This is a genomic window from Nocardia sp. NPDC047654 (assembly GCF_043205035.1).
GTDB lineage: Bacteria > Actinomycetota > Actinomycetes > Mycobacteriales > Mycobacteriaceae > Nocardia.
Genome location: NZ_JBIDDF010000012.1, coordinates 107201 through 132314 on the forward strand (window position 1 = coordinate 107201; position 25114 = coordinate 132314).

The following is a 25114-nucleotide window of genomic DNA, read 5'->3' on the forward strand; positions in this document are numbered from 1 at the left end:
CGAGCAGAGGTGTACCCCCCTGCCAGGCGATTTCCCACCATCCACCCCCAAGACCCCACAGATGGGTGCTCCCCCAAACGACAAGACCGTGCAGCGGGCCGTGATCTGGCAGTCGCCGTGTCCTGAGGTCCGGAACGCACACGCGCAGTAGTGCCCTCCCTGCACTTGCCACCCAATAAGACCAAATCTAGTGACACTAGATTGTCAAGCGATGCTATAGTCGGCCGATGGGGATCCAGACACGACGAGAACGGGAACGCGCCGAACGGCACCGGCTGATCATCGACACCGCTCGGGAGTTGGCCGAGTCGCAGGGCTGGGACGCGGTGACTGTGCGCAGGCTGGCGGAGCGGATCGAATACAGCCAGCCTGTGCTGTATTCGCACTTCGCGGGCAAGGACGAGATCGTCACGGCGGTCGCCGAGGAAGGCATCGCGGAGATGGCCGCGTGGAGCCGCGCCGCGTTGGAGTCCGCGGGCGGTGAGCCGCGCGCAGCGTTGGCGGCGGTGGCGCGGTCCTACCTCGACTTCGCGACCGCGCGGCCCGCGCTCTACGACGCGATGTTTCTGATGAAGGTGAACCTCGCGTTCGGCGAGAATGCCTCGCAGCCGCTGCGGGACGCGTTCGCCGTCATGTTCGCCGCCTTCGCACCGTTCGCGGGCGAGCATGATCCGGAGACCTTCACCGAGGTCGGCTGGAGCGCCCTGCACGGGCTGGCGACCCTGGATCGCGGTGGACGTCTGCGGCCGGCTCAGCGGGACGCCCGCCTGGCGGTGTTGGTCGACCAGTGGACCCGGTAGACCTGCGCATCGATCTGGAGTCGCCATCCCTGCCCGACCCGCGCGCATCCGAACCGAGTCATGCCGAAGGCGCCGACATCCCTGGTTTCGTCCCGTAGATCCCGCGCACGGGCTGTGACCCGACTCGCGGTTTCGGCGAGCTGCGGATTCCGGTGCGCCAAATCTGATTTGGGTCGGAAACGACCTTTTGGACCCATCGCATCGCGCGGTATGCGGCAGATGAGCGCGTTTCTGCGGGTGGCCCCGGTGCGTGGCGGTGATGCCGCCTGAGCTGCGTCATCACCAAGCAGCAGGTCAGCCGACCGTCGTCAAGGTGGGGGTTGCCAGGTGTCGTCGATCGCCGACCCCGACGCGGTCAGGCTGCCCGCAACCCGGTCGACGAGGGGCCGGGATCGTAATGAGCCCAGCACTCTCAGCGGATCCAGCAGGCCGAAGATCTCTCTGCGTTACGTGACCGGCTTACCGGGCGACAGTGTCTGCTCGATCGCAACGGGCTTGTACAGCTTGCTGATCCGAGCGCGATCCCGCGGCAGCGACTCGAAATCTAGCAAGGCTAGACAACATAGCGGACGAATGCTACCGTTGCTCTAGTTGCTAACGATGCTAGAAATTGGAAGGGAAGTCGAAATGCTCATTCTCACCGGCCAGGCCGTCGCCACCGTCGCCGTTCTCGCCAATGCCGTCGTCTATGGCACCGATGTCTGCGGGGCCGTGATCACCCGGTCTGTGTACCGCAAGCTCGATGACGCGGCCGTGACCATGAGTGCGGGATGGGGTCACTACTACGGCGACAAGCGCATGCCGGTTGTCGGTGCGGGCGGCGTGGTCACCGCGGTGCTCACGCTGCTGATCGCACTGCTGGCCGGTCAGATCGGCGCCGCTGTCGCGGCGGGGATCACGGTGGCGGCACTGTTCACCTGGCTCGCCTTCTACGTCCGCGTCGCCAAACCGATCAATACCCAGCAGACCGCCGCCGCCCAGAGCGGCATCATTCCGGCCGATGCCCGTGCGCTGCAGGACAAGTGGGACAGCATTCTGAAATACCGGGTCACCCTGCAGTTCATTGCCATCGCCGGACTGTGCGCCGCGCTGATTCTGTTCTGATCCCAGAACACGCGGTAGGCGGTGTCGCGCGGAGTAGGTGGTCGGCGCACCAGTGGAAAGCTCGTCGCCGCCGTCCCGCTGACGCACGACACGCGGGACGCGGCAGGCAGCAGCTCGAGCTTCCTCCACCCGACAATTTCCGGCTGATCGCCGGGCACACGAGATATCGAATTCACCCAGGAGTGACGGACATGACCTTCACCATCAATGAACAGCAGTTCCTCGCCGAGGCCGGGATCGGTCGGCTGGCAACGGTGTCGCCCGACGGCGTTGTGCAGAACAACCCGACCAGCTATCGGGTGAACGCCGACGGCACGATCGACATCGGGGGAATGAGGATGCGTGCCAGTCGAAAGTACCGCAATGTCGAGGCGGGCAGCCGGGTGTCGTTCGTGATCGACCAACAGGTTTCCATGGAGCCATACGTGATCCGCGGCATCGAGGTACGTGGCACGGCCGAGGCACTCGATGACGAGGAGCCACCGTTCCCACCCCAGGAACGCGCGGTCATCCGCATTCACCCCGAACGGATCATCTCCTGGGGCATCGACGGCGGATCCTTCGACTTCACCAGTCGCCGCGCCGAATAGTGAGGCCCACACGAAAGGCCGTCACCGACCGTCCGCTAGCGAGCGGAATGGACCGCGTCAGCGAGTGAGGCCGGGCGCGACGACATCGGTTACGCAACTTCGCGGATCTGATTCAGCACGGGTTCGCGTCCGAGGATGCGCTCGATAGCGTGCCCGGGTGATCGAATCCGAATACGAAATCCCTTGCGGTCCTGGCCGGAAGGGGTTTTCGCGCGCTGGCGCGAAACCAGCCGAAATGAGGAAACAGCGCGTCGGACCGTGTCGTCAGTCTGCACCCATGAGCGACGAAGACACCTGGATCGTTCCGACTCGCTGGTTGGCGAAAGCCGAACCCATTCGAGGTATCACACCCCACCGACCCGTGCCCATGACAGCCGATGCCGCGGCGGCCCTGGACAAGATGCCGGACCGGTTCCGAGTCGGAATCGAAGGGATTCTTCTCAACGCGCACCATGAGGGACACAGCGGACTCGCGGACGCGGGCCTTGCCTATCTGCGCTCTGGCGAACCGTCAGTGTCGAGCGCTGCGGCGGTGGCTGCGATCATCCGCGATGATTACACCGCATGTTGCAGTTCGCTGGCTCGGCACAGCGAACACTTCCGTAACGAGCTCGCGGCCCTACTCATCGACGGATGGGTTGTGCAGCATGGTATTCGATTCGCCGTTGATGGCCATGGGGCACCTGGGCCGGCTCGAGCTCGAGCGACGATCCCGCCAGCAGGGCCGATGACTTTCTGCGGTGCTGGTGGCGGTTGAGTGACATTGGCGTCCTCATCAGAACCTCCTGCGGAACAACCTATCCCGGTGATTGTATGCGCGCCGGGATGCGACCGATCGTGGACCGGTGGCGTCCGTAGTCCGGTGTATATCGGTGGGCGCAGGTCCCGGGATCGGTGGGTGATGTTGTGCCGTAGCGCTGGCAGTGGTGCGGGGTCGCAGCTGGCGGGGTAGTTCGAGCAGGATGCGGCCGGCGAGGCTCGACTCCCCCCGGTACGTCGAGTACGAAAACAGCGACAACAGCAGCGGCACGTGACAGTGCCGTTCGTCGGCGACGGTGACCTCCGGGTAGAAGGTCGCGACCCGCTCGACGGCTGGGCTGCGCGGGGCGGATAGCGCGCAACGAGTACCCAACCTTTCGGCATGCGTGGTGGTTGTTTCCTGTAAGGAGGTCGACGCCGATGACTTTCACTGGAAGATGCACCGATGAACAGTGGCCGAACCGAGCAGGGCGGACATGGTCGCGACGTTGCGCGGGATCGCGTGGGGGTGGGTTGTGAGGCCCCGTCGACTGCTGTACCAAGGATCCTTGGGTGAGCGTTCTCTTCGGCAGTGGATCATCGTCGCGCTCGGTGTGGGTGTGCTTGTCATAGCGCTCGCCTCCGCCGCCGGCCCATACCGGCAGACCCGGGAGTTCCGGGCGGCCGTGGGGTGCGAGGAGAGTGCGGGCGACTGTTTGGCCAGCGAGCGGGGTTTCATTGCGGGTCGGCGCACCTACACCACGACGACGACGCATACCGACGCCGACGGCCACACGAGCACGACCACGACAACCCACTACGAGGTCACCTGGCAGCGGACCGACGGGTCACGGCAGACCCGCGAGGTGTCGTCGAGCTTCCACGGCAAGGTACGGGAGGGTCAACCGGCCACGCTGCGGCTCTGGCGCGGGGAGGTGGTCGGTGTGGAGGTGGCGGACGGGAGCGAGTGGTTCCTACCGGAGTCCGGCAAGAGGCTCGGTCTCTGGCTGCTGCTGGCCTTTTTCGGATTCGGTGTCCTGCTGTGGGGACTGTTGTTCGGCTGGTGGGACGGGTTGTTCATGCTCGCCTTCCGTACGTTCGCCTGGATGTTCATCGGCGTCGTGCCGGTTGACATGACGACGCATGCCTTGGCCTACGGCCTGCGGACCGGGGTCGATCTCGGCATCGAGATCGCGTGGGCCGCTTTGTGCATCGGCGTCGCCGGTTGCATGCTGATCAGCTCACTCAATGGTAGGTGGTGCGGGTGAGCGACCGCCCGGCCCTCCCACTACTTTTCCTGGATATCGACGGACCGCTGCTACCGGTCCGCGGGTATCCGCGCCCCCGACCCGCGACCACGGATCCGCAGTTCGAGCGGCTGAAACGCGCAGCGGGGCTTGCGCTTTCGGCAATGCCGTGTGTACTCGTCTGGGCGACTGCCTGGGACGAGGAGGCGAATACGGAGATCGCGACGCGGATCGGACTACCGCCGCTGCCCCGGGTCGGGTGGTCGAGGTCCACCGACGAACGTCAATATCGAGAAGACCGGCGGATCGGCTTGCACTGGAAGACACGAAATCTGGTGGACTGGGCGGCGGGACGCCCATTCGCCTGGATCGATGACGAAATCACCGATGCCGACCGGCACTGGGTGAGCGCGAACCATCCCGGGCATGCTCTGCTCCACCTCGTCGACGCCGCCCGCGGTCTCGATGACACGGATCTCGTCGTGATCGGGGACTGGCTGCGAACGGTCCGGAATCAGCAGCCGTGACGGTCAGCTCCCCCGGTACATCGAATACGAGACAGCAGCAGCGGCACGCTGAGTCCTTGGAAATACGACATCCGCAGGTTGCGGTTCAGGCCACGGACCTACGCCGGGCCTCGTCGGCGCCAACTAACAGGCGCTGGGAAGTGTGTTGCTTCGCAGCACGATCAGTGGCGTGACGTAGTGCTCGGTAACCTGCCCGCCGAGTTCGTCCACCGCTCGAGCTGCCTCTTCCACTTCGGCGGCCTTCCAGTCGCTGAATGTGGTGAACAGATCGCGGATCTGGTCGGTCCGCATGTCGATCGACCAGGAGAAGTGGCGAATATGCGTGGTGACGAAGTGTCCGCTGGAGCTCAGGCGAGCTGCCCACGTCTGCGTGTCGAGTTCACCAGGCACGCGGTGTGGTTCTACGGTTTCGCGGCGGGCCACGATCTGGGCGACTCGCTCGCGAAACGGTGTGATCGGGACTGTCGGGTCACCGAAGGCATTGCGCCACACAGCGAAATAGCCGCCGGGGCGCAACATGCGATGCAACTTCGGCACGACCACCTCCAGATCGAACCAATGCACAGCGGTGGCGGCGACCGCGAGATCAAAGACTCCTGTCGGCAGCTCCACCTGCTCGGCCGTGTCGACATGCACGACTGCGGCCGGCCAGCGCCGACGCAGACGATCGGCCAAGGCGAGGCCCGGTTCGACCGCGTCGACCGCCGCGCCCGCCTCCAGAAGCGGTCCGGTGGCCAGTCCACTACCGGCGCCGAGATCAATCGCCCGGATCCCTGGCCGCAGCAATCCGAGAGCTTGCAGCTCGGCCCACACAGCAGCCGGATAAGGAGGCCTCGCCCGGTCGTAGACCTCCGCGTGGGTATCGAAATGCAGTGGACCAGGCACCCAGAACACTCTAATCCGACTGTGGCCGAGCCGGACATCGCGTTCACCGGGCGTCGTTGATCGGTGGACTGCGGTACTGGGTGTGGCGGGTTCGGAGGCTGCGTGACAGTGAAGGTCACCTCACTTGTCGGAGCACGGGCGCAGGTCATCGGCATGCTGGAAAAGGACCGCATCGTCGCGATCTGGGAGTGCCGGGAGGACCACGCCGAACGCGAGAGATCACCACCGCTGCCGGTGCGGTTACCGTGCGTGCGCCACGGGTGAACGACAAGCGCACCGATCCGGAACCTGGTGAGCGCAAGCGGTTCTCCTCGGCGATCCTGCCGGATCAAGATCTCGACAACATTGCATAATGCGGGTATGGAAGCTCGAGCCCACGCCGACGCCTGGCTGGCAGCATGGAACGCAGGCGACCTCGATGCCATCATGGCCTGCTACGCCGACAACGTGGACTTCGTCGCCTCTACAGTGACGCGCCGGTGGGGCAAACCCGATGGCCGACTGCGCGGCAAGCTCGAACTACGCAGGCACTTCGAGCTCGGGTTGCAACTCGCCCCCAACCTGACCTTCACCGAAGAAGCACTACTGACCAGCCCTGGCGGGTACGCCCTACTCTACCGACGAGAGAACGGCAATCGCGTACTCGACGTCGTCGAGCTGGACCAGGACGGCCACGCCGGCCACGTTCGCGCTTTCTACGAACAGCAGCAGCAGTAACTCGACAAGTCAGGAGATCGTCATCTACAGCCCTTGACAATTACTCGATCGGGCATGACCGCGATCGTCTTCGCCTCCTTGGTCGTTCACCTGGACGTGCGGGACCGGGAGTGCGCTGATGAAGGCGCGCAGATGCCCATCCACGCGAGCCGGTTCGACGATCGAGCTGAGGTGACCGGCCCCGGCCACGATGACCAGCTCGGCACCGGGTATCCGGGCGGCGGCGCGCACCTTGTGTCGTAAAGGAATCATGCGGTCTTCGGCGCCCGCGATGACCAAGACCCGTGCGCGGCCGAGAGCCGACAGACCAGCGCTGTGGTCACAGATCGAGACATCGGCCAGCAATGACAGCAACGTCATCGTTCGCAGGGAAGCGATCAGTCTGCGGGCCCGATGTAGCGAGACGAACGGCGTGCGCCTGCTCGGCGCAGTCCGGCGTCCGGCGAGTTCAGGGTGTCGGCGTTCGCTGGTGTCGGTGAGCAGGCGACGCAACGGAGGTATCGCCCACCAGAGCATCCGCACCACCGGACCGACGACGAAATCAGGTAGACGCAGGGCGATCGCACCCCACCCTCGGGGAACACAGTCCAGGAGTGCGACTCCGGCCACCTGGCGTCCGAACAGCTCCGGACGCTGTTCGGCCAAGGCGGACACCGCCATCCCTCCCAGTGAGTGCGCGACGATCACTACCGGACGCTCGGATGCGATAGCGTCGATGACCGTTCCGATGTCGCGCCCTAGCTGCGCGACCGTGGCACGGCCGGTCGCCGGTTCGTCGGAGCGGCCGTGCCCACGGTGGTCGAACAGCACGATGCGGCCCAGGTCGGCGAGAGTCGCGCGCTGACGGCCCCAATAGATCAAGCCGGTATTGATACCGTTGACGAAGAGGAGGGTGTGCGGACCGGCCGGGTCTCCGTCGAGTTCGACATGCAGTCCGACGCCGTCCTCGGTGATGACCCGCATCTCGTCCATGCCGAGGATTATCCGTCACGTCTCGCCATTGCTTGTCCGCCAGCACTATTCGTCCGAAGGTTGTTGACATCCAGGGGGTCCGACCGTGGCGCAGGGGTCAACGTTGATAGTGCATCTGACCGATGTTTTCGCGCCCCGCGTCGGGGGCATCGAGGTGCTGGTCGAGTCCCTGGCTCGCGCACAGGCAGCTGTCGGCGAGGAAGTTCACGTCATCACCGCGACCGTCGGCGGCAGCGACTCGGATCTGCCGTTCCGGGTCCACCGGCCACGCCGAATGACCGACGTGCGCGGCATACTTCGGCGACTGCGGCCCAGCGTCGTGCACATACACGTGAGTGTGGCGTCACCGCTTGCGCTGTACTCCGCGCACTACGCGCTTCGGTTGTGTATCCCGCTCGTGATCACGGTGCACAGCATGTGGGATCCCCCGGTCCGGGCTTGCTACAGCGTGATCGGGCGGCTGGGCGGCTGGCACGACGGCATGGTGTTCACGGCGGTGAGTACAGTTGTCGCCGACCAGGTCGGGCGGGCGTTGTCCAGTACCCCCGTCGTAGTGCCCAACGCGGTCGCGACCGATCTGTGGAGGGCGCCGTCCGCGAGTGGCGCCGATCTGCATGTCGTTTCGGTGGGCAGGCTGGTCACGCGCAGGCAACCGTTGAAGCTGCTCGAGGTGCTGCGGCTGGCGCAGGACCGGCTGGCCGGTGAGGTGCGGGTGCGCGCGACGATCGTCGGCTCGGGCCCGCGCCGCGGTGCGATGCTCCGCTATCTGCGCAGGCATGGCATGGCCGAGTGGGTGCATTTGGTGGGTTCGCAGGATCATCGGGCGGTACGCGAGATTCTGGCGTCGGCGGATGTGTACCTGAATGTCACACGCCGCGAGGCCTTCGGATTGGCAACCTTGGAGGCTCGAACGGCCGGTGTTCCAGTGATCGCTCGATCCGGCACCGGCGTCGCAGATTTCGTCGAGGACGGCCGCGAGGGCCTGCTGGGCCGCTCCACCGAGGACCTCGTCACCGCGCTGGTGTCGCTGGGCCGGCGGCGGACGTTACGCGAACGCATCAGCGCCCATAATCGATCGGTACCCCCTGCCGAATTCAGTTGGCCTGTCGTACTGGATCGGCTGCGTACCTGCTACGACGACGCCGCACGGCGCGTCGTGTCAGATCCGGCCCGCAGGGAGGACGCGCTCGGATGATCTCGCCAACGCATGTCGCCCGCATCGGGTGGAGCAACGCCGAACACTTCCGAAAACGGTTCGTCAACACGACGATCAGTGGTTTCGCGCATGACCTCGCGCGGGCCGTACGGCTGTTGCACCGCGATCCGCCTGAGCGCACGGTGCCTGCGCGCGCCGAGCGCGTGATCATCACGTTGTCGACCGTGCCGCACCGTGTGCAGTACCTGGGTCCTGTGCTGCGCAGCCTGCTCGACCAGACCGAACCCGCCGATCGGGTGGTACTTGCCTGGCCGCGGCACTCGCTACGCACGGGTGACCCTTACCCGCACCTGCCGGCTCTGCCGTCGGGTGTCGAGGTGCTGCGGTGTACGGATCTGGGCCCAGCGACAAAGCTGCTGCCCACGCTGCTGGCCGAGCCGGACGCCGTCGTCGTGGTGGTCGACGATGACGCGATCTACCCGGATACGTTTGTTGCGGATCTACTCGCGGGGCATCGTGTGAATCCGAAAGCCGCTGTGGGAGTGCGGGGATCGCGCGTGCGATTCGACCGCGATCCCCGCTATTTCGGACACGTATACGGAACCGCGGTGTCCGAGGCCACCACTGTCGATGTGCTGATGGGTATGTGGGGATATCTGATCCCGCCCGGAGCGCTGGACGACGATGTGCACGATTTCGACGGCTGGCCGCCGGAAATGCGATGGCAGGACGATGTGTGGATCTCCGGGCACCTGGCGCGCCGGGATGTGCCGCGGTTGGTGATACCAGTACGCGGCGTGCCGATCGAGGCGGCGGGTGCGTTCGTAGGCGCGCTGCACCACACGGTGAACAGATCCGGCCGTAACGAGGCCGTCGCCCTCAGCACGTTCCGAGACCGGTGGGGGCCGTCGGCAGAATCACGGACGAAGGAACGCTCGGGTCCCGAATGAGCTCGTAGGCGGCCGGGTCCGGCTGCCGCATGTAGCGCGGCACCGCTGCTCCGCACACCTGCACGCGCAGCCGATGTCCGGTGGCGAACCGGTGCGCGATCGGCCACAACTCGACCCGGATATCGTCCGCGTCGGTTGGTGGCTCGACCCGCCGTACGCCTTCGCAGATGTTGAAAGATCGCCCGCCGGGATGAACGTCGCACATGCGCACGACGACATCGCAGACGCCACGCCGGCGCGGCGGATGTGCGGTGGCTATGCGCAGCCGAAGTTCGGCGACCACCGTTCCGATGACCTCGAGCGGTGCGCCGAGCGGGTCGCTGGTGTAGGTCAGCAGATCGGGTCGACTTTCGATCTGCCGGCAGTCCTGTGGCCGCGAGAACCCGACGATCACGGGACCACGGGGCGCGGGCGTGGGGTCCGCGGGGTCGTATCGAAAATGATCGCTTCCCGCCTGCTCAGCAGGCACACGCGACAGCCGCCCGAACTCACGCAGATGCCATCGCACGGGACTGGTTCCGGGTGGAGGCCAGGAAGCGTATTCGCGCCAGCGCCGGACCCCGGTGACGAACAGGCGAACCGGCTTGCGAGACGGACGATCCTCACCTCCACGCAGGTGAGCGTGAAACCACTGCCGGGCTTCACGATTCGCGACGACGAACTGCCGGAGGTTGTAATGCCCCCATGGTCCGATGGTGAGTCGCGGCGCACCACCAGCCGCACTCAATGCGGCATAGTCGCGGACGAGGCCCGGCAGGAAGATGTCGTACCAGCCGCCGACCAGATGCACCGGAGTTCCGGCGCATTCCGCGGGTGCACGACCGTGGTCGAGAAGTTCCCGCAACGGGCTGCCCGCGCCGAGGTCGGCGATGACGGCTTGATAGAAGGAGACTGTTCGGCCACCGGTCAGCACATCCAAGTCCGCGGCCGGACGGCCCGACGCGATTGCCCGACGCGCCCGACGGGGCGCCCGCAGCGCGGTGATGAAGCTGTGATTCGAGCACCAGATCAGCACGGACTCCAGCGCAGTAGAACCGCCGGTGAATATTGTGTCGGCAACCGATGAGGCCGCGACATGAACCGAAACAGCACGCAGTTCAGGGATGTCGGCCGCTATAGCCCAGTGCGCGAACCCCATCGCGCTCATTCCGTGCAACGCCAACCGTCCGTCGAACCACACCTGGTCTCGAAGCCACTCGATCGTCGCCAACCCATCGGCACGCTCGGTGCTCAGCGGTAACACATCCTCGGCCGAGCGGCCGTCCTGCACCACCACCTGAAATCCTGCGCGCGCGAAATACAATCCATAGATGATGCCGAGCGGTCGGCGTCCCATTGGGGATCGCACCAGGATGGTCGGTCCGGGTGTACCCGACGCACGGTGGTACCGGTCGGCGAGCAGGCGTTCACCATCCGGCATCGGAACGGGGAGGTCTCTTTCTATGCGGACATCAAACATGGCGCTGGACAAACCATTCCGTGCCGCAGACCCGTCGAAACAGCGGCATGGGTAGCCGCCCCAACAAGCGCAGGGTGCGCAAGCCGTCACCACCACCCGCCTGGCTGGCATGGGCCAGAACGCTGGCGCGCTTGACGCTCGCATAGCGTCGCACGTCGACCCGGTGGGTGATGTCGGCGCCGGGGACAAAGCTCGTGCTGAACCGATCCATCGCCACCCCCGAGGGCAACAATCCGACAGCATTTACCAAGCGCAATACCCTCAGTAGCCGATCGCGATCGACTGTCGCCTCCAGCAACAACGGTGTGGCGGCCTGCCGCGCAGCCGCCGCGACCACCCGATGAACCTGGACATGATCGGGATGTCCGTAACCTCCGGATGCGTCATAAGAAGTGACCACCCCGGCCCGCTCCTCGATCAAGAGTGCGGCAAGCCGCTCGGCCGCCTGGGCGACAGGTACGCCGCAGAAGCCGCCCGGGACGCGGCCGTCGAGTCCGGAATCCGCGTACCGCAGGAATTCCACCCGGTCACACCCCAGGACTGCGGCTGATGCCAATGCCTCCCCCTCGCGACGCGCTGCGAGCTGCGGACCTGGTGGCGAATCCGCGAGTCCGGCGGCGCCATCGGTCGCGAACACGACGACCGTGCGCCGGCCGGCTTCGCTGACCCTGCGCATCGTTCCCGCCGTCAACAGTGATTCGTCGTCGGGATGCGCATGCACGAAGACCCACGGCGTATCCGGCGCACCGAGCCACTCGACGGGGGTTCGGGATGTCACGCTTCGCGCCGATCCCGTGCGTCATTCTCCGCGGCGTCCAGGGCCACAGCCTCGGCAGGGGTCGGTGCGGACCCGCCGAGATGACGGGGTTGCCACCCCTGTCCCGTCCCGGAGTCGGGGTACTCCCGTTGTGCCCGGTCCAGCAGTTCCTTCATACGATCACGCAGCTGGACGGTGACGTATTCCGGGTCGTCGTCGGCCGCGGGGAACATCGGCTCACCCACGATCACCGTGAGTGGTAGACCCCGCTGATCGAGCTCACGATGGTGCGTGGTCCATAGCCGCTGTGTGCCCCATACGGCCACCGGCACCAGGGGCACCCCTGACCCTGCCGCCAACCGTGCTGCTCCGGTCCGCAACCGCTGGACGGTGAACGATCGCGCGATAGTCGCTTCCGGGAACACCACGAGGAACTCCCCTGCGGCGAGCGCGGCGGTCGCGGCGCGGTAGGCCTCGCCATCCCCGCCGGAACCCACTGCGATGTGCCGCATACTCCGCATCGCAGCGCCATATACCCGATGGTCGAAATGCTCTCGCGTCGAGAGGAACCTGGCCATCCGGCCCACCTTGTCCGCGGCGAGGGCGATAGCGAAAGGGTCCAGATACGACACGTGATTGCTGGCCACCACCGCACCTCCGACACGGGGTAGGTGTGATTCATCGACTATCCGAGTCCGCAGGCGCCATACACGCTCAACGGCCTTCACCATGGAAACCGCAACAGGATAGACGATTTCATTCACAATTCGAATCTAGCCGCTCCGGATCGGCACCGAGCATGCCCCCGCTTACCCGCGGGCAGCGCGGTGAGATTCGCTCTGGGTCAGAGCATCGCTCTCAACGGGTACCACCTGACCCGGTGCGGTACCTGTCCACGTACTACGGAGACTGCCCACACCCGCAGCGCCACCGCGGCCGTCCGGTGCGCAACACCACCATGATCGGCACCAGGCGCAGGGCGAACACCGCCGCGGCGATCAACCGCGGCGGAGGCCGACCGCACCATCGCCGACGGGTTGACCTACGCGGCCGGCGCACCACCCGCCGGCACCAACGCAGAAAGGCGCGGCCTGCACCGCCCGCGCCTCCGTACTCCCGCCACCGTCCCGCGATCCCCGCACTGCGCGGTACGCGTCTTTGAATTCATGCGCCGTGGACGTCGAGAACGCTCGGGCGGCTCCATCCAGGGGTACAAGCAGCCGAACGTGGCTCGACGACATCGACGAAGAAGCGGCCCTTCACCATGCCCGAACATGCCGCTGATCGAGCGGGTTTCTCCTGGTCACGATCGGTGTAGGCGTGCGGGGTGTTCGATCGCCGAGCGTATGGTGTGGCCTGATCGGGCTGTTGTCCGCAGGAGCGCCGCCGGATGGCGTTGATCAGCGTAGGTCTTCCATGGGTGGAGGCCGATGCTGAATTTGCCGGGTGTGCGGAATCCGGTCCGATGTGGTGGCAGTCCTGATTTACTTGATCTTGGAGATTCGCCCTGGACGACGACTACGAGATCAGCGCAGTGTTACCGGCGGTTCGAGGCTCGGTGGCAGTGCGCTCACACAGTGAGGACGCGAACCATGGCTGATTTGACCGAAGGCACATACCGGATCTGCAACCTGAGCGACATCGACACTGCCATGAACGTCGAAGACGACGGAAGCGTGAACGTGAAGTTCGGTGGAGGCGACCCGCAGTACTGGACGCTGACGAGGACGGCGAACGGTACTTTCCAGATCACCAACAAATTCAAGGGCACTCAGCTCGCACTCCCTGTGATCGAGAGAGGTGCCCATGTCGTGTGTGATGGTCATGATGCGACGACGTGGGAGATCCCCGGTGACCCTGATCAGGGAACAACTGTGGGCCTACCCGACAGCGAAATGTACCTCGGCGCGGAGCTTGGGAGTGGTCCGAGGTGGGTCGAACTCGAGGTGCCTGGAGCATTCATATCCAGCGATCTCATGTTGTGGCGCTTCCAGCGTGTGTAAACGTCGTGGCCAGGTCGCGCCACGAGAGTGCACTCGCGATAACGGTTCCCGCGGCAAGGGCAGGTTGTGCAGGGCACGTCCGCTGGAAACAGCCTGCGGATCCGCGGTTCAGTTCAGCTGGCTGTCCAGGGCTGCAGTTTCTCCGGGTTCCGGATCGCCGAGATGCGGGTGATCCGGCCGTCGGCGATATCGAAGGCGTAGGCCGAGACGATGGTGTCGACGAGCTGTGCTGCCAGGCCGGGCCGGCCGTTGACCGTCCGCTCCAGCAGGGTCGCCTGCGGATCCAGCAGCCCGATCAGGGCCTCGATATTCCCTGTCTCCCATGCTCGTTTGAAGTCCCGGACGACCTCGGCGCGCTCGGTGCTCGACGGCCCCCGCGAGGCGACTGTTCCTGTCAGGACCGCAGAACCCGGCGCGGTGGCGGTGTCCCGCAGAGGTGATGTTTCGATCGAAGCTCCTCATCTCGGCGGCCGTTACCAACGCCCGATCCTGGCGGGCATACTGTGCTACAGCCGGTGTCACGAGTGGCGGACAAACGCTGCCGACTCGGTGGCGTACGGCGAAGAAGCCGTCGGGCACGCTCACGTAGTCACAGTCGCCACTCCCCCGAATCGTCGGCAGCACCCCGGTGCCCGTTGTCCGCGCAACGCCGCTGGGCGTCGGGGAACCTGATCCGGGTCGGTAGCCGATTAATGTTTGGAACGGACATCAGCCGAGCAAGAACGACCAAGGAGACGCATGTTCACCCGATATCGTCTGGCCGGAGCAGTTGTTGTCGCAAGCGCGTCGCTCGGGGGCATCCCGTTCGCCGCACCGGGCATCGCCGCACCGCCCGGTATCAGAACCGCGGATTCGATCATCACCTGCACCGAAAACGGCACAGTCCGCTGGGCTGGTTCCGGGTTGGGCGAGAAACCGTCAAAGCTGGAATGGACGGCTACCACCGCGTTCACCGACTGCAAAGGGCCCGCGGTCGAGGAGGGCGATCCGTACCCCGTCAGCATGGACGAGCAGGGCACCGAAGTCGCCTCGTGTGACGGGAAAGTCAACGTTCATCAGGGCACGGGCACCATCACCTGGTCCGATGGCGGCACCAGCAGGATCAGCAGCGCGTCGGCGGGCAACCAGAGCAAGTCCAAGGGGTCCGGTCCGGCCACCTTCCCGATCATCATCGAGTCCGGCACCTACGCCGGGCATACCGCCTCCGATGACAACACCGTCAGCACCGAGCAGTCCTGCCCTGGCGTGACCGAGGCGTCACTCACCGGCACATTCACCGTCAACTGACTTTCCGAGACAGGCGCGAGCGCCGCCGAGCCCGGCTCCGGCGGCGTCTGCCAGGCGGTAACCAGGGCCCCATTACGCGAGGGCGCCCCTCCGCGGCGGTCCTGCACCGGCTCGGCTGATGCCGCACCGACCTGCTCGGCTCATTCCACTCAGCGCGGTGCGGCGAGGATATCCGCCCCCTGGCACAACAGCGTCCACGCGGCGGCCACATGCTCCTGGCGGGTGGCGGTGCCGCCGACGGCCAACCGGAGCACGAACACCCCGCGAACTTCCGTGTGGGACAACAAAACTCGTCCTGTCGCGTTGACGGCGTCCAACAGCGCCCGATTCGCCTCGTCACCGCCGCGCAATCGGAAACAGACCAGCGACAGTGGATGCGGCGCCAGCACTTCGAAACGATCATCCGCGCCGACCCACGAGGCGAACTGCTGGGCCAATGCCACGCTGTGCCGGATATGGTCGCGCAGCCCGACCGCACCGTACCAGCGGATTACCGCCCATAGTTTCAACGCCCGAAACCGACGTCCCACCGGCACCTGCCAATCCCGGTAATCCACCACAGCGCCGGATTCGCTCGCACTGTTGCGCAGGTATTCCGGCAACACCGACAGCGCACCGGTCAGCGCACCACGATCGGCTACGTAGCAGGCGTCGAAGTCCAGCGCGGTGAGCAGCCATTTGTGCGGGTTGGTCGCGTACGAATCGGCGAACTCGGCCACACCCGCGTGAATCCACCGCAGCTCCGGACATATCGCCGCGACACCCGCATACGCCGCGTCAACATGCAGCCACACACCGTATTCGCGGCAGACGGGGCCGATGAGCTGCACCGGATCGACCGCGCCGGTGGACGTCGTGCCCACCGTCGCCATCACCAGGACGGGGGTTCGGCCGGAGGCCACATCCTGTTCCATCGCCGCCCGCAGCGCTTTCGGGTCCATCGACAGGTCGGCGCAGGTGTCGATGAAACGCACGGCCGAGGAGCCGAGGCCCGTGATGCGCGCGACTTTTTCGAAACCGCAGTTGGCTTCGGTCGAGGTGTAGACGACATAGCGCCCTCGGCCGACACCGTCACGAGCTGCCCGCCCATCCGAGGCTCGGTGCAGCGCCGCGAGCAGCGTGACGAGCATCGCGCTGGAGGCGGCGTCCTGAATCACACCGCCACCGCTGCCCGCGAAAGTGAAGCGTTCAGGCAGGCCGATCAGCCCGGCAAGCCAGTCCAGGACATGCTGTTCCAACTCGGTACAGGCCGGGCCGGTCTGCCAGATCATCCCCTGCACACCCAGTCCGGAGGTCAGCAGATCGGCCAGCGCCGCAGGACCCGACGCACCCGTCGGGTAGTAGGCGAAGAAGCCGGGGTGCTGCCAATGCGTCAGGCCGGGAACAATGACGCGATCCATATCGTCGAGCAGAGCGGCGAACGGCTCGCCGACCTCTGGCGGAGACGGCGGCAGTTGTGCGCGCACGGCACCGGGGGCCACTGTCGACCGCACCGGCAGCGACTCCACTCGCTCCCAGTAGTCCGCCACCCAATCCACCACGGCGCGACCGTGTTCCCGGAATTGTGCCGCCGTCATATGCCGAGGCACGGGCGCGTCGTCCACCGGCCGCGCACCGGGGCAACTCGGCGCGGTCACGTCGTGGTGGGATGGAGCAACTCGAGGAGTGGTCGCCACCGATCACAGGGTAGAGGTCCGGTGCACCGATCAGCGCTGATGCGGCGGTGAGGCGTGTCGCCCTTACCCGGCGCCGGAACAGGCAGGATTCGTTCCCCTCGGGGTCGGCCAGTACGCGCCATGTCCTGCGGCGGTCACTACTAGGCGACTTCGAATAGTCCGGCTGCCCCCATTCCGCCGCCGACGCACATGCTGACGACCACATAGCGCGCGCCTCGGCGTCGACCCTCGATCAATGCGTGGCCGACCTGTCGTGAGCCGGTCATCCCATAGGGGTGGCCGACGGAGATGGCGCCGCCGTTGACGTTGCAGCGTTGCGGGTCGATGCCGAGTTTGTCGCGGCAGTACAGAGCCTGGGAGGCGAAGGCTTCGTTGAGTTCCCACAGGCCGATGTCGTCGACAGTGAGGTGGTGGCGCTGGAGCAACTTGGGTACGGCGAGAATCGGGCCGATACCCATCTCGTCAGGTGCACACCCGGCGACAGCGATGCCGCGATAGACCCCCAGCGGCGGGAGTCCTCGACGCTCGGCCTCGCGGGCTTCCATCAGCACGCAGGCAGATGCCCCGTCCGAGAGTTGAGAGGAATTGCCTGCGGTGACGCTGGCTCGGTCGGTGAGTTGTCCGTCTGCCAGTACGGTCCGTAACTTCGCCAGGTCGGCCGCGGTCGTCGTCGGACGGTTTCCTTCGTCATGACGCAACGTCACCACTTCTTCTGTGGCGGAATCGTTGTCGGCGGCGGCCACTGTTCTGACCGTCGTGATGGGGACGATCTCCGCGTCGAATCGCCCGGCTGCCTGGGCTTCGGCGGTTCGCCGCTGGGATATGAGCGCGAACTCGTCTTGCGCTTCGCGGCTCACACCATATCGTTCGGCGACCAACTCGGCCGTGTGCAGCATCGGCATATAGATATCGGGACGATGCTCCACGAGCCAAGGATCCTGCGCGCGATACAGATTCAGATGGTCGTTTTGGACCAGCGAAATCGATTCGACGCCGCCGCCGATCGTGGTCTGCATCCCATCGACGACGATTTGCTTGGCCGCGGTGGCGATCGCCATCAGGCCGGAAGAACACTGGCGGTCGATACTCATGCCCGGTACCGATTCGGGCAGACCGGCACGGAGCACCGCCTGCCTGGCGATATTGGGTCCGGAGGAGCCCTGCTGCAGCGCACAGCCGAGGACGACGTCCTCGATCTCGGTCGCGTCGAGGCCGGCTCGCCGCACGGCGTGCGAAATCACGTGACCGGCCAGCTCCTGGGCCTGGGTGTTGTTGAACGCTCCGCGGTATGCCTTGGCAATCGGCGTGCGGGCGGTGGAAAGAACAACGGCTTCTCGCACTTCGTTCACTCTCTCGAATATGACGTCAACCTCAAGTTGAGGCACGTGCTATAGCGGCTTTCGGGGCGTCGGGTCGACCCGGTTCTTACGGTTGGGAGGGAGAAGACAATCTGAGGGAATTCGCCCACAGCCGGGTGGTGAGTGACACCAGATCGTCAAGGGTGCGCGGCCGCCCGGGGTCGCCGTCCTCGGAGGACACGAAATACCAGTACGCGATGCGGCTGACCATCGCCGACAGCGCCCACGAGGTGAAGATCGGATCAAGTTCGTCGTCGACCGCACCGCGCGCCTGCAGTTGTTCGATACTGTGCGCATTGCGGAGAACGAACGCGTGAGCGCGTTTGCGTCGTAGATCCCGGAATTCCGGCTCGATCTGGACGACCTGTTCCAGGATCGCCATCAACTTGGCATTGCGTTCGTAAGCGGTGAAATAGGCGCGGTTGCTCGCCTCGATGACCGCCCAGGGGTCGTCGTCGTGGCCGGCATGCGGCGCACCCGGGTGCATCATGTCTTCTTGAGCCTGCTCCAGCACCGCCGCGAAGATTTCTTCCTTGCTCGCGAAATAGGTGTAGAAGGTGCCCGTCGAGCAGTTCGCCTCCATGGTGATGTCGGCCAGGCGTGCGTCGAGGTAGCCCAGGCGCTCGAAGACCGTGCGAGCCGCGGCGATCAGTGTCAACCGGGTGCGTTGACCGCGTTCGGTGGTCGGCAGCTCGCGGAGCAAAGCCTTCGGCACCATCGACGGCGGTTCGGATTCACGTCCCTGGGTTGATGACGACATAGCAGTAGTTATACGGGACCGGTTGCCTGTCATAGGAAAAGCCTGAGTCCGGACCGCCCTGTACCGGCAGGGCCCGATTTGGACGGGTGAGTTCATTTTTTCTCCTGCACCGCCACGGGCACCGCGAGCTCGGCCATTTCCCGTACCACTTCCGCCCGGTGGCGCGCCTCGTCCTGGCGCGCCCGCTTCGGGCTCCACCGACCGCTCATTACCAGCGTCAGCGGGATGAAGACGAGTTGACCCGCCAGACATACCAACCACCAGCGCTGCCATTGCTCGGGGTTGCGCCGTTCGGCTTCGGCGACGACCGGGCCGTGAACACGGAGGAATTGCTGGTCCTCCGGTGGGATCGGGTGTTCGGCGAGTTGCCGGATTCGCGCTCGCGCGGCCGGTTCATCGGCGGCGGCGCCACTGGCCAGCAGTTGTGTGACCGCATCGTCACGGGTGCGCGGATCCGAGGCCCCGCCGGCCAGCGCCGCCCGAGTGGCCGGGTCCAGATGGTCCAGCGTGGCGAGCTGGGACCGATATGCGGTGGCGAGCCGCGACACCTCGTGACCTTGGTCGGCCAGGGTGGACACCGCGGGCAGCATCAGCCCGAATCCGGCCAGTGCGGCGGTGACGACGAGCCTGTTGATCCATCCCCACAGCGCCAGGCCGGTCGCCGTGGCGGCCGGATTGTGGCGTTCCACGGTCTCGGTGAAGCCGGCCATCCACGTGCAATACGCCAGCCCGGTCCCGACGCCGAGAACGACGAGCACGACCGCGAGATGGTGATAGCTGGTGTCGGGGCGTGTGGCCAGCCCGGCGAACACTGCCACCGCACCGGCGCTCAGAACGCCACCGGCCACCATGAGCGGCTTCCGTACCCGAAGCCGGTCCGAGATCGCTCCGCTGAGCGGGAGGGTGATCGCAATACTGATCCAGAACCATTTGGCCAGCGCGTTGGCCCGCGCCTCCGAATAGCCGAAGACGGTGACGAAGTAGACGACGAAGAACCCGACGGCGATGTAATAGAAGATCAGATAAACGCTGATCGCCCCTGCTGAGGCGAGGACATCGAGGCGCAACATCTGTCGCCAGTGCCCTCGCAAGGCGCGCACAGGATCGATCTGTCGTGCGCGTGCCTCGATCAACCCTTTATCACGCACACTGACCATGAGTTGGTCGCGCAGTCCGGGCTCCAATTCACGCAAACCGAGTAGGGCGATCACGGCCGCGGCCAAGCCGATCATCCCGCAGACCCGGAACTGGAACTGCCAGTCGGGATGCGAGGCCGCGGTGCCGCTCGATACGGTGGTCACCAGGATGCTGCCCAGGACCGGTCCCAGTGTCCAGTACCCCATCGCCGAGGCTCGGCCCAGTTGCGGTGAGAAGTCGCGGATCAGCGCCGGTGTGGCGACAAGGACGACGCCCTCCACCGCACACAGCAGGACGAACAGGCAACCGTACATGCCGAAACTCGATGCCGCGGGCAGGCCGAACAGGACCAGCAGCGCGGTGATCAGCAGTCCGGCGACGACGAGGTTGGCGCGTCCCCACCGATCGGCCAGTCCGGCGGCAAGCGAAGCGAAAGCGCCGAGGAGGTTTCCGATCACGGCGATCGCCACGAATTCGCCGAAGGAGACACCGAATGTTCCGATTATGGTTGTCGCGACTGCCCCTTGCACATACAGCTCGTAATACAACACCACGGTGCACAGCACCGTGATAGCAAGATATGAATATCGCTTCGGGCCGGACGGGTAATGATTCAGCTGACGGCGCCACAGCCGGTTCGGTGACATCACGTGTTCTTTCCTTCGGCAGCACTCTCCGAACCGGGTCGGTTCACGAAAAGCGCCCGCAAGTCACGCTTGACGATTTTCCCGGACGGTCCTTTGGGTAATTCATCGATGATTCGGATGCTGCGGGGGTATTTGTAGGCCGCGACACGTCGGCGGCAGAATTCGATGATCTCTTCCGGCTCGGCATGTGTACCGGGTCGCAGGGCTACCACGGCGTGCACCTCCTCGCCGAGCCGGGCGTCGGGGACCCCGATCACGGCAGCCTCGGTGATGGAGGGGTGGGCGTAGAGGACCTCTTCGATCTCCCGGGGATAGACGTTGTACCCGCCGCGGATGACGAGGTCCTTCTTGCGGTCGACCACGAAGACGTATCCGTCCTCATCCCGGTAGCCCAGGTCGCCGGTGTGGAGCCAACCGCGGGTGAAGGCGGCGGCAGTGGCCTCGGGACGGCGGTGGTACTGCTCGATCACATTGTGTCCGGCCACCACGATCTCGCCGATGTGGTCCGGTCCCGGAGGGAGGGCATGGCCCTGATCATCGACGATGCGCAGTTCGACACCCCAGATCGGTTTCCCGACCGACCCGAACCGTTGGTCACCGGGTTTGTTGACCGTGGCCGAGCCGGCCGTCTCCGACAAGCCGTATCCCTCGACGATCGGGACGCCGAATCTCTGCTCGAACCGGGTGTGGATCTCCGCCGGCATGGACGCGCCGCCGGACGCGCCGATCCGCAGTCGTGACAGGTCGAATCGAGAGGAGTCGGTCTTCAGCAGCTCGAAGTACATCGTCGGTACGCCGAGCACGATGCTCACCCCGTCCCGTTCCATCTGGCGCAGGGCCTCACCGGCACGGAATCGGCTCATCACCGACAGCGCGGCACCCGAACGCACCGTGGCGTTGAGCATCCCGAGGCCGTAGACGTGGAACATCGACAGGCCCCCCAGAGCGATATCGCCGGGGCGGAGGTCGACCGTCTCCGCCGACAGCGTGCAGTTCATATACAGCTGGAAGTGTGTGAGGGGGGCGCCCTTGGGTGCTCCGGTGGTGCCACTGGTATACAGCAGCACCGCTGTGTCGGTTGCGGAGGTGGGCTCGATCTCGCCGACACCGATCCCCGGCGCGACACTGTCATCGATCAGTAGCTCGCGATAGGACCGCACCTGCGCCGGCAACGCCGCCGAGGCTTCGCAGACCGCGAAAATGGCAGCGCTGCCCGTCATTTCGACGCCCTCGCGGACATCGTCGAGAAACCGGTGATGGGCCAGCACGGCGCGGGCGCCGGAGTCCGCGAGAAGGTAGGCCAGTTCTCGAGCCTTCAGCAGTGGATTGAGCAGTAGGACCGTCGCCCCTGCTTTGAGGGCGCCGAAATAGGCGACGACGAATTCGACGCCGTTGGGCAGCGCGATGGCAAGCACCGAGCCTCGCTCGAATCCGTCGCGGGCGAGCCCGCGGGCGAATCGGCTCGACTCGTCGTCGATCTCGGCATAGCTCATCGGACGGCCGTCGATGAGCAAACAGGGCGCTTGCGGGGCGGTGGTGCGCGATTCGCGCAGGATGGCGGCCAGGTTGAAACTCATAGCACGACCAGGGCGAGTGTCTCGGCCACGCAGGCGGGTTTGGGCGCCCCCTCGATCTGGATCGTGTGCCGCATCGTGAGTCGGGCTCCGTCGGGTCGCTCCGACACGTCGAGCAGTTCGGCGCGGTCACGCAGCCGCGAGCCGACCGGGACCGGGGCGGGGAATCGCACTTTCTGGGTGCCGTAGTTCACCCCCATGCGGGCGCCCTCCACCGAGAACAACCGCTGGCTGAAGTACGGGATGAGCGACAGGGTCAGGTAGCCGTGGGCGATCGTCGCGCCGAACGGGCCGCTTGCGGCTCGTTGCGGGTCGGTATGGATCCATTGATGATCTCCGGTGGCTTCGGCGAACCGGTCGATCTGTTGTTGCGTGATGGTGTGCCAGTCGGTGATGCCGACAACGTCGCCTACAGCGGCGGTGAGTTCGTCGAGGGTGGCGAATACTCGCATCTGGGTGCCCTTCTACGCGGGGAGGTCCAGCAGGGTTGCCAGGGTGGCGTGGTGCGCCTCGGCCGAACCGAGTGCCAACTGGTCGGCTTTGGCGCGCTTCAGATACAGATGGGCCGGGTGTTCCCAGGTGAAGCCGATGCCGCCGTGCAACTGGATGGCCTCTTCGGCGGCTTGTATGGCGGTACGGGAACAGAACGCTTGCGCGACGCCGACGGCGATCGGAGCGTCGCGATCCGCCTCCGCGACACAGCTCGCGGCGTACCTGGCGGCCGCACGGGCCTGGCCGAGGTTCACGTGCAGCTCGGCCAGCCGATGTTTGACCGCCTGGTAGGAACCGACGGGACGGCCGAACTGGTATCGGGTTTTGACGTATTCCACGGTGGAGTCCAGACAGTAGGCGGCGATTCCGACCTGCTCGGCAGCCAATATCGCGGCCCCCACCGAGAGTGCTCGGCGCAGTGCGGCTTCGGCGTCGTGGCCGTGGGCCAGCAAGGTGGCCGGTGCCGACCGCAGCCGCAGTGCCGCGATCGGACGGGTGAGATCCAACGACGTCACCGATTCGATGCCGACACCATCGGAGTCGGCGTCGACCAGGTAGAGGCCGACACTTCCGTCGGCCGTCTGGGCGGGCACGAGAATCCGCTGAGCCGGTGCCAGATCAGCGACCGCGTTGACGGTGCCGGTCAATTCGAGGCCGTCCGCGCCCACGGTGGTCGCGATGTCACTGGTGGGCGACGCGGTCAGGGGCACCGCGAGCGTTGTGAGCGTCGGTCCCGCGGCGATCGCGGCGAGCAGGTCGAGTGTGTCGGGCCGCTGCGGCGTGCCGAGCAGGGTGGCGGTCGCGAGAACTGTGCCCAGGAAGGGCAGCGGCGCGACAGTTCGGCCGATCTCTTCGGCGACCACCGCGACCTCGCGCCAGGTCGCGCCGACTCCGCCTGCTTCTTCGGCGATCGGCAGACCGGCGAGGCCGATCTCGTATGCGAGAGTCACCCAGTCCTGGTGGGCGTAGGGTTCGTCGGTCTCGATCCGTGCCAGGATCGATGTCGCGGTGGCCGCCTCGGACAGGAACGCGCGCACGGTGGCGCGCAGGTCGTCTTCGTCCGCGCTGTAGAGCAGATGATCGGCCGGGTGCCGGGTGGCGTTCATCGGGGCAGGTCCTTCCAGGCGACGGTGGTGTCGTGGCGAGTCTCGGCGGGCAGGCCGAGCACTCGCTCGGCGATGATGTTTCGCAGAATTTCGCTGGTCCCGCCCTCGATCGAGTTGCCTTTGGCACGGAGGAACCGGTAGCCGGCACTGCGGGCGCGGAAATCGACCGTGGCCGGGCGGCGCATTTCCCAATCCTCGTAGCGCAGCGCTTCTTCGCCGAGCAGATCCAGTTCCAGCGAGGATGCTGCTTGGTTGATGCGCGCGAAGGCGATCTTCGCGCCGGCTCCTTCGTTGCCGGTGCGGCCGGAAGCGAGCAGACGACGCTGCCGCTCGCCGGCCAAACGGGCAACTTCGGCTTCGACCCACAACGCGACAAGCCGTTCTCGCAGACCAGGTTTGCGAAGTTCGGGGCGCTGCCGCCAGAGGTCGGCGACGATGCCGATCATGCCGTCCTCGCGCGGCGCCGCGCCGCCGCCGATGAATACGCGTTCGTTCATCAGCGTGGTCATCGCCACCGGCCAGCCGGCCCCCACCTCGCCGAGGCGGTCGGTGTCGGGAATGCGGGCTTCGGTGAGGAAAACCTCGTTGAATTCGGCCTCGCCGGTAGCCTGACGTAGCGGGCGAACCTCCACGCCGGGCTGGTCCATATCGCACACGAAGTAGGTCAGTCCGCGGTGCTTGGTCGCCCCGGGGTCGGTGCGAGCCAGCAGTATCGCGAATCGGGCTTCGTGGGCCATGGAGGTCCACACCTTTTGTCCGTTGACCACCCAGTCGCCGCCGTCACGGGTCGCCCGTGTGGCGACCGCCGCCAGATCCGAGCCCGCATCCGGTTCGCTGAACAGCTGGCACCAGACTTGTTCTCCGGTCCACAGCGGTCGCAGCCATCGCTGGTGTTGTTCGGGTGTGCCGTGCGCCAGGATGGTCGGCGCGGCCATTCCCAGGCCGACGCCGATTCGTCCGGGATCGTTGCCGGGTGCGTCGGCTTCGGTGAACAAGGCGTCGACGCGGGGTTGCAGCGCTCGCGGTGCGCCCAGGCCGCCGAGGCCCTGCGGGTAGTGAATCCACGCCAGCCCGGCGTCGAATCGGGCTCGCAGGAAAGCCAGTGGTTCGCTCTGTCGTGGATCGTGGGCGCGAAGGAATTCGGCCACATGCTTTTCGATTTCATCGATGGT

The 25114-nt window shown here is 65.8% G+C and carries 26 protein-coding genes; 12 read left to right on the plus strand and 14 right to left on the minus strand.

What is annotated here, in order from left to right:
- Positions 1 to 227: 227 nt before the first annotated feature.
- The 4 genes from ACGF7Y_RS25990 (at position 228) to ACGF7Y_RS26005 (ending at position 3251) form a co-directional block, all read left to right on the plus strand.
- Positions 228 to 800: a TetR/AcrR family transcriptional regulator gene (locus ACGF7Y_RS25990; protein ID WP_393237611.1), complete on the plus strand. Its 573-nt coding sequence runs from the start codon at positions 228 to 230 to the stop codon at positions 798 to 800.
- Positions 801 to 1427: 627 nt separating this feature from the next.
- Positions 1428 to 1904 carry a DUF1772 domain-containing protein gene (locus tag ACGF7Y_RS25995; RefSeq protein ID WP_393237614.1) on the plus strand — a complete coding sequence of 159 codons (477 nt, stop codon included), beginning with the start codon at positions 1428 to 1430 and terminating at the stop codon, positions 1902 to 1904.
- A 191-nt stretch (positions 1905 to 2095) separates the two neighbouring features.
- A complete protein-coding gene (locus ACGF7Y_RS26000) occupies positions 2096 to 2494 on the plus strand; it encodes a PPOX class F420-dependent oxidoreductase (RefSeq protein WP_393237617.1) in 399 nt (132 codons plus the stop codon).
- Positions 2495 to 2771: 277 nt separating this feature from the next.
- A complete protein-coding gene (locus ACGF7Y_RS26005; RefSeq protein WP_393237620.1) occupies positions 2772 to 3251 on the plus strand; it encodes a hypothetical protein in 480 nt (159 codons plus the stop codon).
- A gap of 18 nt (positions 3252 to 3269) precedes the next feature.
- Here ACGF7Y_RS26005 and ACGF7Y_RS26010 read toward each other — a convergent pair whose 3' ends face one another.
- Positions 3270 to 3626, minus strand: a complete 357-nt coding sequence (locus ACGF7Y_RS26010; RefSeq protein ID WP_393237623.1) for a hydroxyisourate hydrolase — start codon at positions 3624 to 3626, stop codon at positions 3270 to 3272.
- A gap of 175 nt (positions 3627 to 3801) precedes the next feature.
- On the opposite strand from ACGF7Y_RS26010, the gene ACGF7Y_RS26015 reads away from it, so the two are divergent.
- On the plus strand, positions 3802 to 4500 hold the full coding sequence (locus tag ACGF7Y_RS26015; RefSeq protein WP_393237626.1) for a hypothetical protein: 699 nt from the start codon (positions 3802 to 3804) through the stop codon (positions 4498 to 4500).
- Entirely contained in the window at positions 4497 to 5006 is a 510-nt protein-coding gene (locus ACGF7Y_RS26020; RefSeq protein WP_393237629.1) for an HAD domain-containing protein, read from the plus strand. The genes ACGF7Y_RS26015 and ACGF7Y_RS26020 overlap by 4 nt, the downstream gene beginning before the upstream one ends.
- Before the next feature lie 123 nt (positions 5007 to 5129).
- On the opposite strand, the gene ACGF7Y_RS26025 is transcribed toward ACGF7Y_RS26020, so the two are convergent.
- Positions 5130 to 5891 (minus strand): class I SAM-dependent methyltransferase, encoded by a 762-nt coding sequence (locus tag ACGF7Y_RS26025; RefSeq protein ID WP_393237632.1) that lies wholly within the window; start codon positions 5889 to 5891, stop codon positions 5130 to 5132.
- A gap of 102 nt (positions 5892 to 5993) precedes the next feature.
- Between ACGF7Y_RS26025 and ACGF7Y_RS26030 the strand changes: the two genes are divergently transcribed.
- Positions 5994 to 6155, plus strand: a complete 162-nt coding sequence (locus tag ACGF7Y_RS26030) for a hypothetical protein (protein WP_393237936.1) — start codon at positions 5994 to 5996, stop codon at positions 6153 to 6155.
- 96 nt (positions 6156 to 6251) lie between these two features.
- On the plus strand, positions 6252 to 6608 hold the full coding sequence (locus ACGF7Y_RS26035; protein ID WP_393237635.1) for a YybH family protein: 357 nt from the start codon (positions 6252 to 6254) through the stop codon (positions 6606 to 6608).
- 24 nt (positions 6609 to 6632) lie between these two features.
- Here the strand turns inward: ACGF7Y_RS26035 and ACGF7Y_RS26040 are convergent, their stop codons facing one another.
- Positions 6633 to 7580 carry an alpha/beta fold hydrolase gene (locus ACGF7Y_RS26040; RefSeq protein ID WP_393237638.1) on the minus strand — a complete coding sequence of 316 codons (948 nt, stop codon included), beginning with the start codon at positions 7578 to 7580 and terminating at the stop codon, positions 6633 to 6635.
- 109 nt (positions 7581 to 7689) lie between these two features.
- Here ACGF7Y_RS26040 and ACGF7Y_RS26045 point away from each other — a divergent pair, with 109 nt between their 5' ends.
- Both ACGF7Y_RS26045 and ACGF7Y_RS26050 read left to right on the plus strand, forming a co-directional pair.
- Positions 7690 to 8775, plus strand: coding sequence for a glycosyltransferase family 4 protein (locus ACGF7Y_RS26045; RefSeq protein ID WP_393237914.1), 1086 nt, complete (start codon positions 7690 to 7692; stop codon positions 8773 to 8775).
- On the plus strand, positions 8772 to 9686 hold the full coding sequence (locus tag ACGF7Y_RS26050; RefSeq protein ID WP_393237641.1) for a hypothetical protein: 915 nt from the start codon (positions 8772 to 8774) through the stop codon (positions 9684 to 9686). The genes ACGF7Y_RS26045 and ACGF7Y_RS26050 overlap by 4 nt, the downstream gene beginning before the upstream one ends.
- Here ACGF7Y_RS26050 and ACGF7Y_RS26055 read toward each other — a convergent pair.
- From ACGF7Y_RS26055 to ACGF7Y_RS26065, 3 genes are read right to left on the minus strand one after another with little or no spacing between them, the layout of a single operon-like run.
- Positions 9616 to 11256: a CocE/NonD family hydrolase gene (locus ACGF7Y_RS26055; RefSeq protein ID WP_393237644.1), complete on the minus strand. Its 1641-nt coding sequence runs from the start codon at positions 11254 to 11256 to the stop codon at positions 9616 to 9618. The two genes, ACGF7Y_RS26050 and ACGF7Y_RS26055, sit on opposite strands and share 71 nt — an antisense overlap.
- Complete coding sequence (locus ACGF7Y_RS26060; RefSeq protein WP_393237647.1) at positions 11138 to 11923, minus strand: PIG-L deacetylase family protein; 786 nt, start codon at positions 11921 to 11923, stop codon at positions 11138 to 11140. Before ACGF7Y_RS26060 ends, ACGF7Y_RS26055 begins: the two co-directional genes overlap by 119 nt.
- Positions 11920 to 12633 (minus strand): lysophospholipid acyltransferase family protein, encoded by a 714-nt coding sequence (locus tag ACGF7Y_RS26065; RefSeq protein ID WP_393237650.1) that lies wholly within the window; start codon positions 12631 to 12633, stop codon positions 11920 to 11922. Before ACGF7Y_RS26065 ends, ACGF7Y_RS26060 begins: the two co-directional genes overlap by 4 nt.
- A gap of 861 nt (positions 12634 to 13494) precedes the next feature.
- On the opposite strand from ACGF7Y_RS26065, the gene ACGF7Y_RS26070 reads away from it, so the two are divergent.
- Both ACGF7Y_RS26070 and ACGF7Y_RS26075 read left to right on the plus strand, forming a co-directional pair.
- Positions 13495 to 13905 carry a hypothetical protein gene (locus tag ACGF7Y_RS26070; RefSeq protein WP_393237653.1) on the plus strand — a complete coding sequence of 137 codons (411 nt, stop codon included), beginning with the start codon at positions 13495 to 13497 and terminating at the stop codon, positions 13903 to 13905.
- Positions 13906 to 14643: 738 nt separating this feature from the next.
- Entirely contained in the window at positions 14644 to 15192 is a 549-nt protein-coding gene (locus ACGF7Y_RS26075) for a hypothetical protein (protein WP_393237656.1), read from the plus strand.
- Positions 15193 to 15341: 149 nt separating this feature from the next.
- Here ACGF7Y_RS26075 and ACGF7Y_RS26080 read toward each other — a convergent pair whose 3' ends face one another.
- The 8 genes from ACGF7Y_RS26080 to ACGF7Y_RS26115 all read right to left on the minus strand — a co-directional run bounded on the left by ACGF7Y_RS26080 (position 15342) and on the right by ACGF7Y_RS26115 (position 25111).
- On the minus strand, positions 15342 to 16769 hold the full coding sequence (locus ACGF7Y_RS26080; protein WP_393237658.1) for an aminotransferase class V-fold PLP-dependent enzyme: 1428 nt from the start codon (positions 16767 to 16769) through the stop codon (positions 15342 to 15344).
- Positions 16770 to 17008: 239 nt separating this feature from the next.
- The gene (locus ACGF7Y_RS26085; protein ID WP_393237917.1) at positions 17009 to 18208 is read right to left on the minus strand and encodes an acetyl-CoA C-acyltransferase; all 1200 of its coding nucleotides are present in this window, start codon (positions 18206 to 18208) and stop codon (positions 17009 to 17011) included.
- Positions 18209 to 18293: 85 nt separating this feature from the next.
- Entirely contained in the window at positions 18294 to 18944 is a 651-nt protein-coding gene (locus tag ACGF7Y_RS26090; protein WP_393237920.1) for a TetR/AcrR family transcriptional regulator, read from the minus strand.
- Between the two features lie 134 nt (positions 18945 to 19078).
- Positions 19079 to 20770, minus strand: a complete 1692-nt coding sequence (locus ACGF7Y_RS26095; protein ID WP_393237923.1) for an MFS transporter — start codon at positions 20768 to 20770, stop codon at positions 19079 to 19081.
- Positions 20770 to 22347, minus strand: coding sequence for a long-chain fatty acid--CoA ligase (locus tag ACGF7Y_RS26100; protein WP_393237661.1), 1578 nt, complete (start codon positions 22345 to 22347; stop codon positions 20770 to 20772). Before ACGF7Y_RS26100 ends, ACGF7Y_RS26095 begins: the two co-directional genes overlap by 1 nt.
- A complete protein-coding gene (locus ACGF7Y_RS26105) occupies positions 22344 to 22796 on the minus strand; it encodes a MaoC family dehydratase (protein WP_393237663.1) in 453 nt (150 codons plus the stop codon). Before ACGF7Y_RS26105 ends, ACGF7Y_RS26100 begins: the two co-directional genes overlap by 4 nt.
- A gap of 12 nt (positions 22797 to 22808) precedes the next feature.
- Complete coding sequence (locus ACGF7Y_RS26110; RefSeq protein ID WP_393237666.1) at positions 22809 to 23942, minus strand: acyl-CoA dehydrogenase family protein; 1134 nt, start codon at positions 23940 to 23942, stop codon at positions 22809 to 22811.
- The gene (locus ACGF7Y_RS26115; RefSeq protein ID WP_393237925.1) at positions 23939 to 25111 is read right to left on the minus strand and encodes an acyl-CoA dehydrogenase family protein; all 1173 of its coding nucleotides are present in this window, start codon (positions 25109 to 25111) and stop codon (positions 23939 to 23941) included. Before ACGF7Y_RS26115 ends, ACGF7Y_RS26110 begins: the two co-directional genes overlap by 4 nt.
- Between the last annotated feature and the right edge of the window lie 3 nt (positions 25112 to 25114).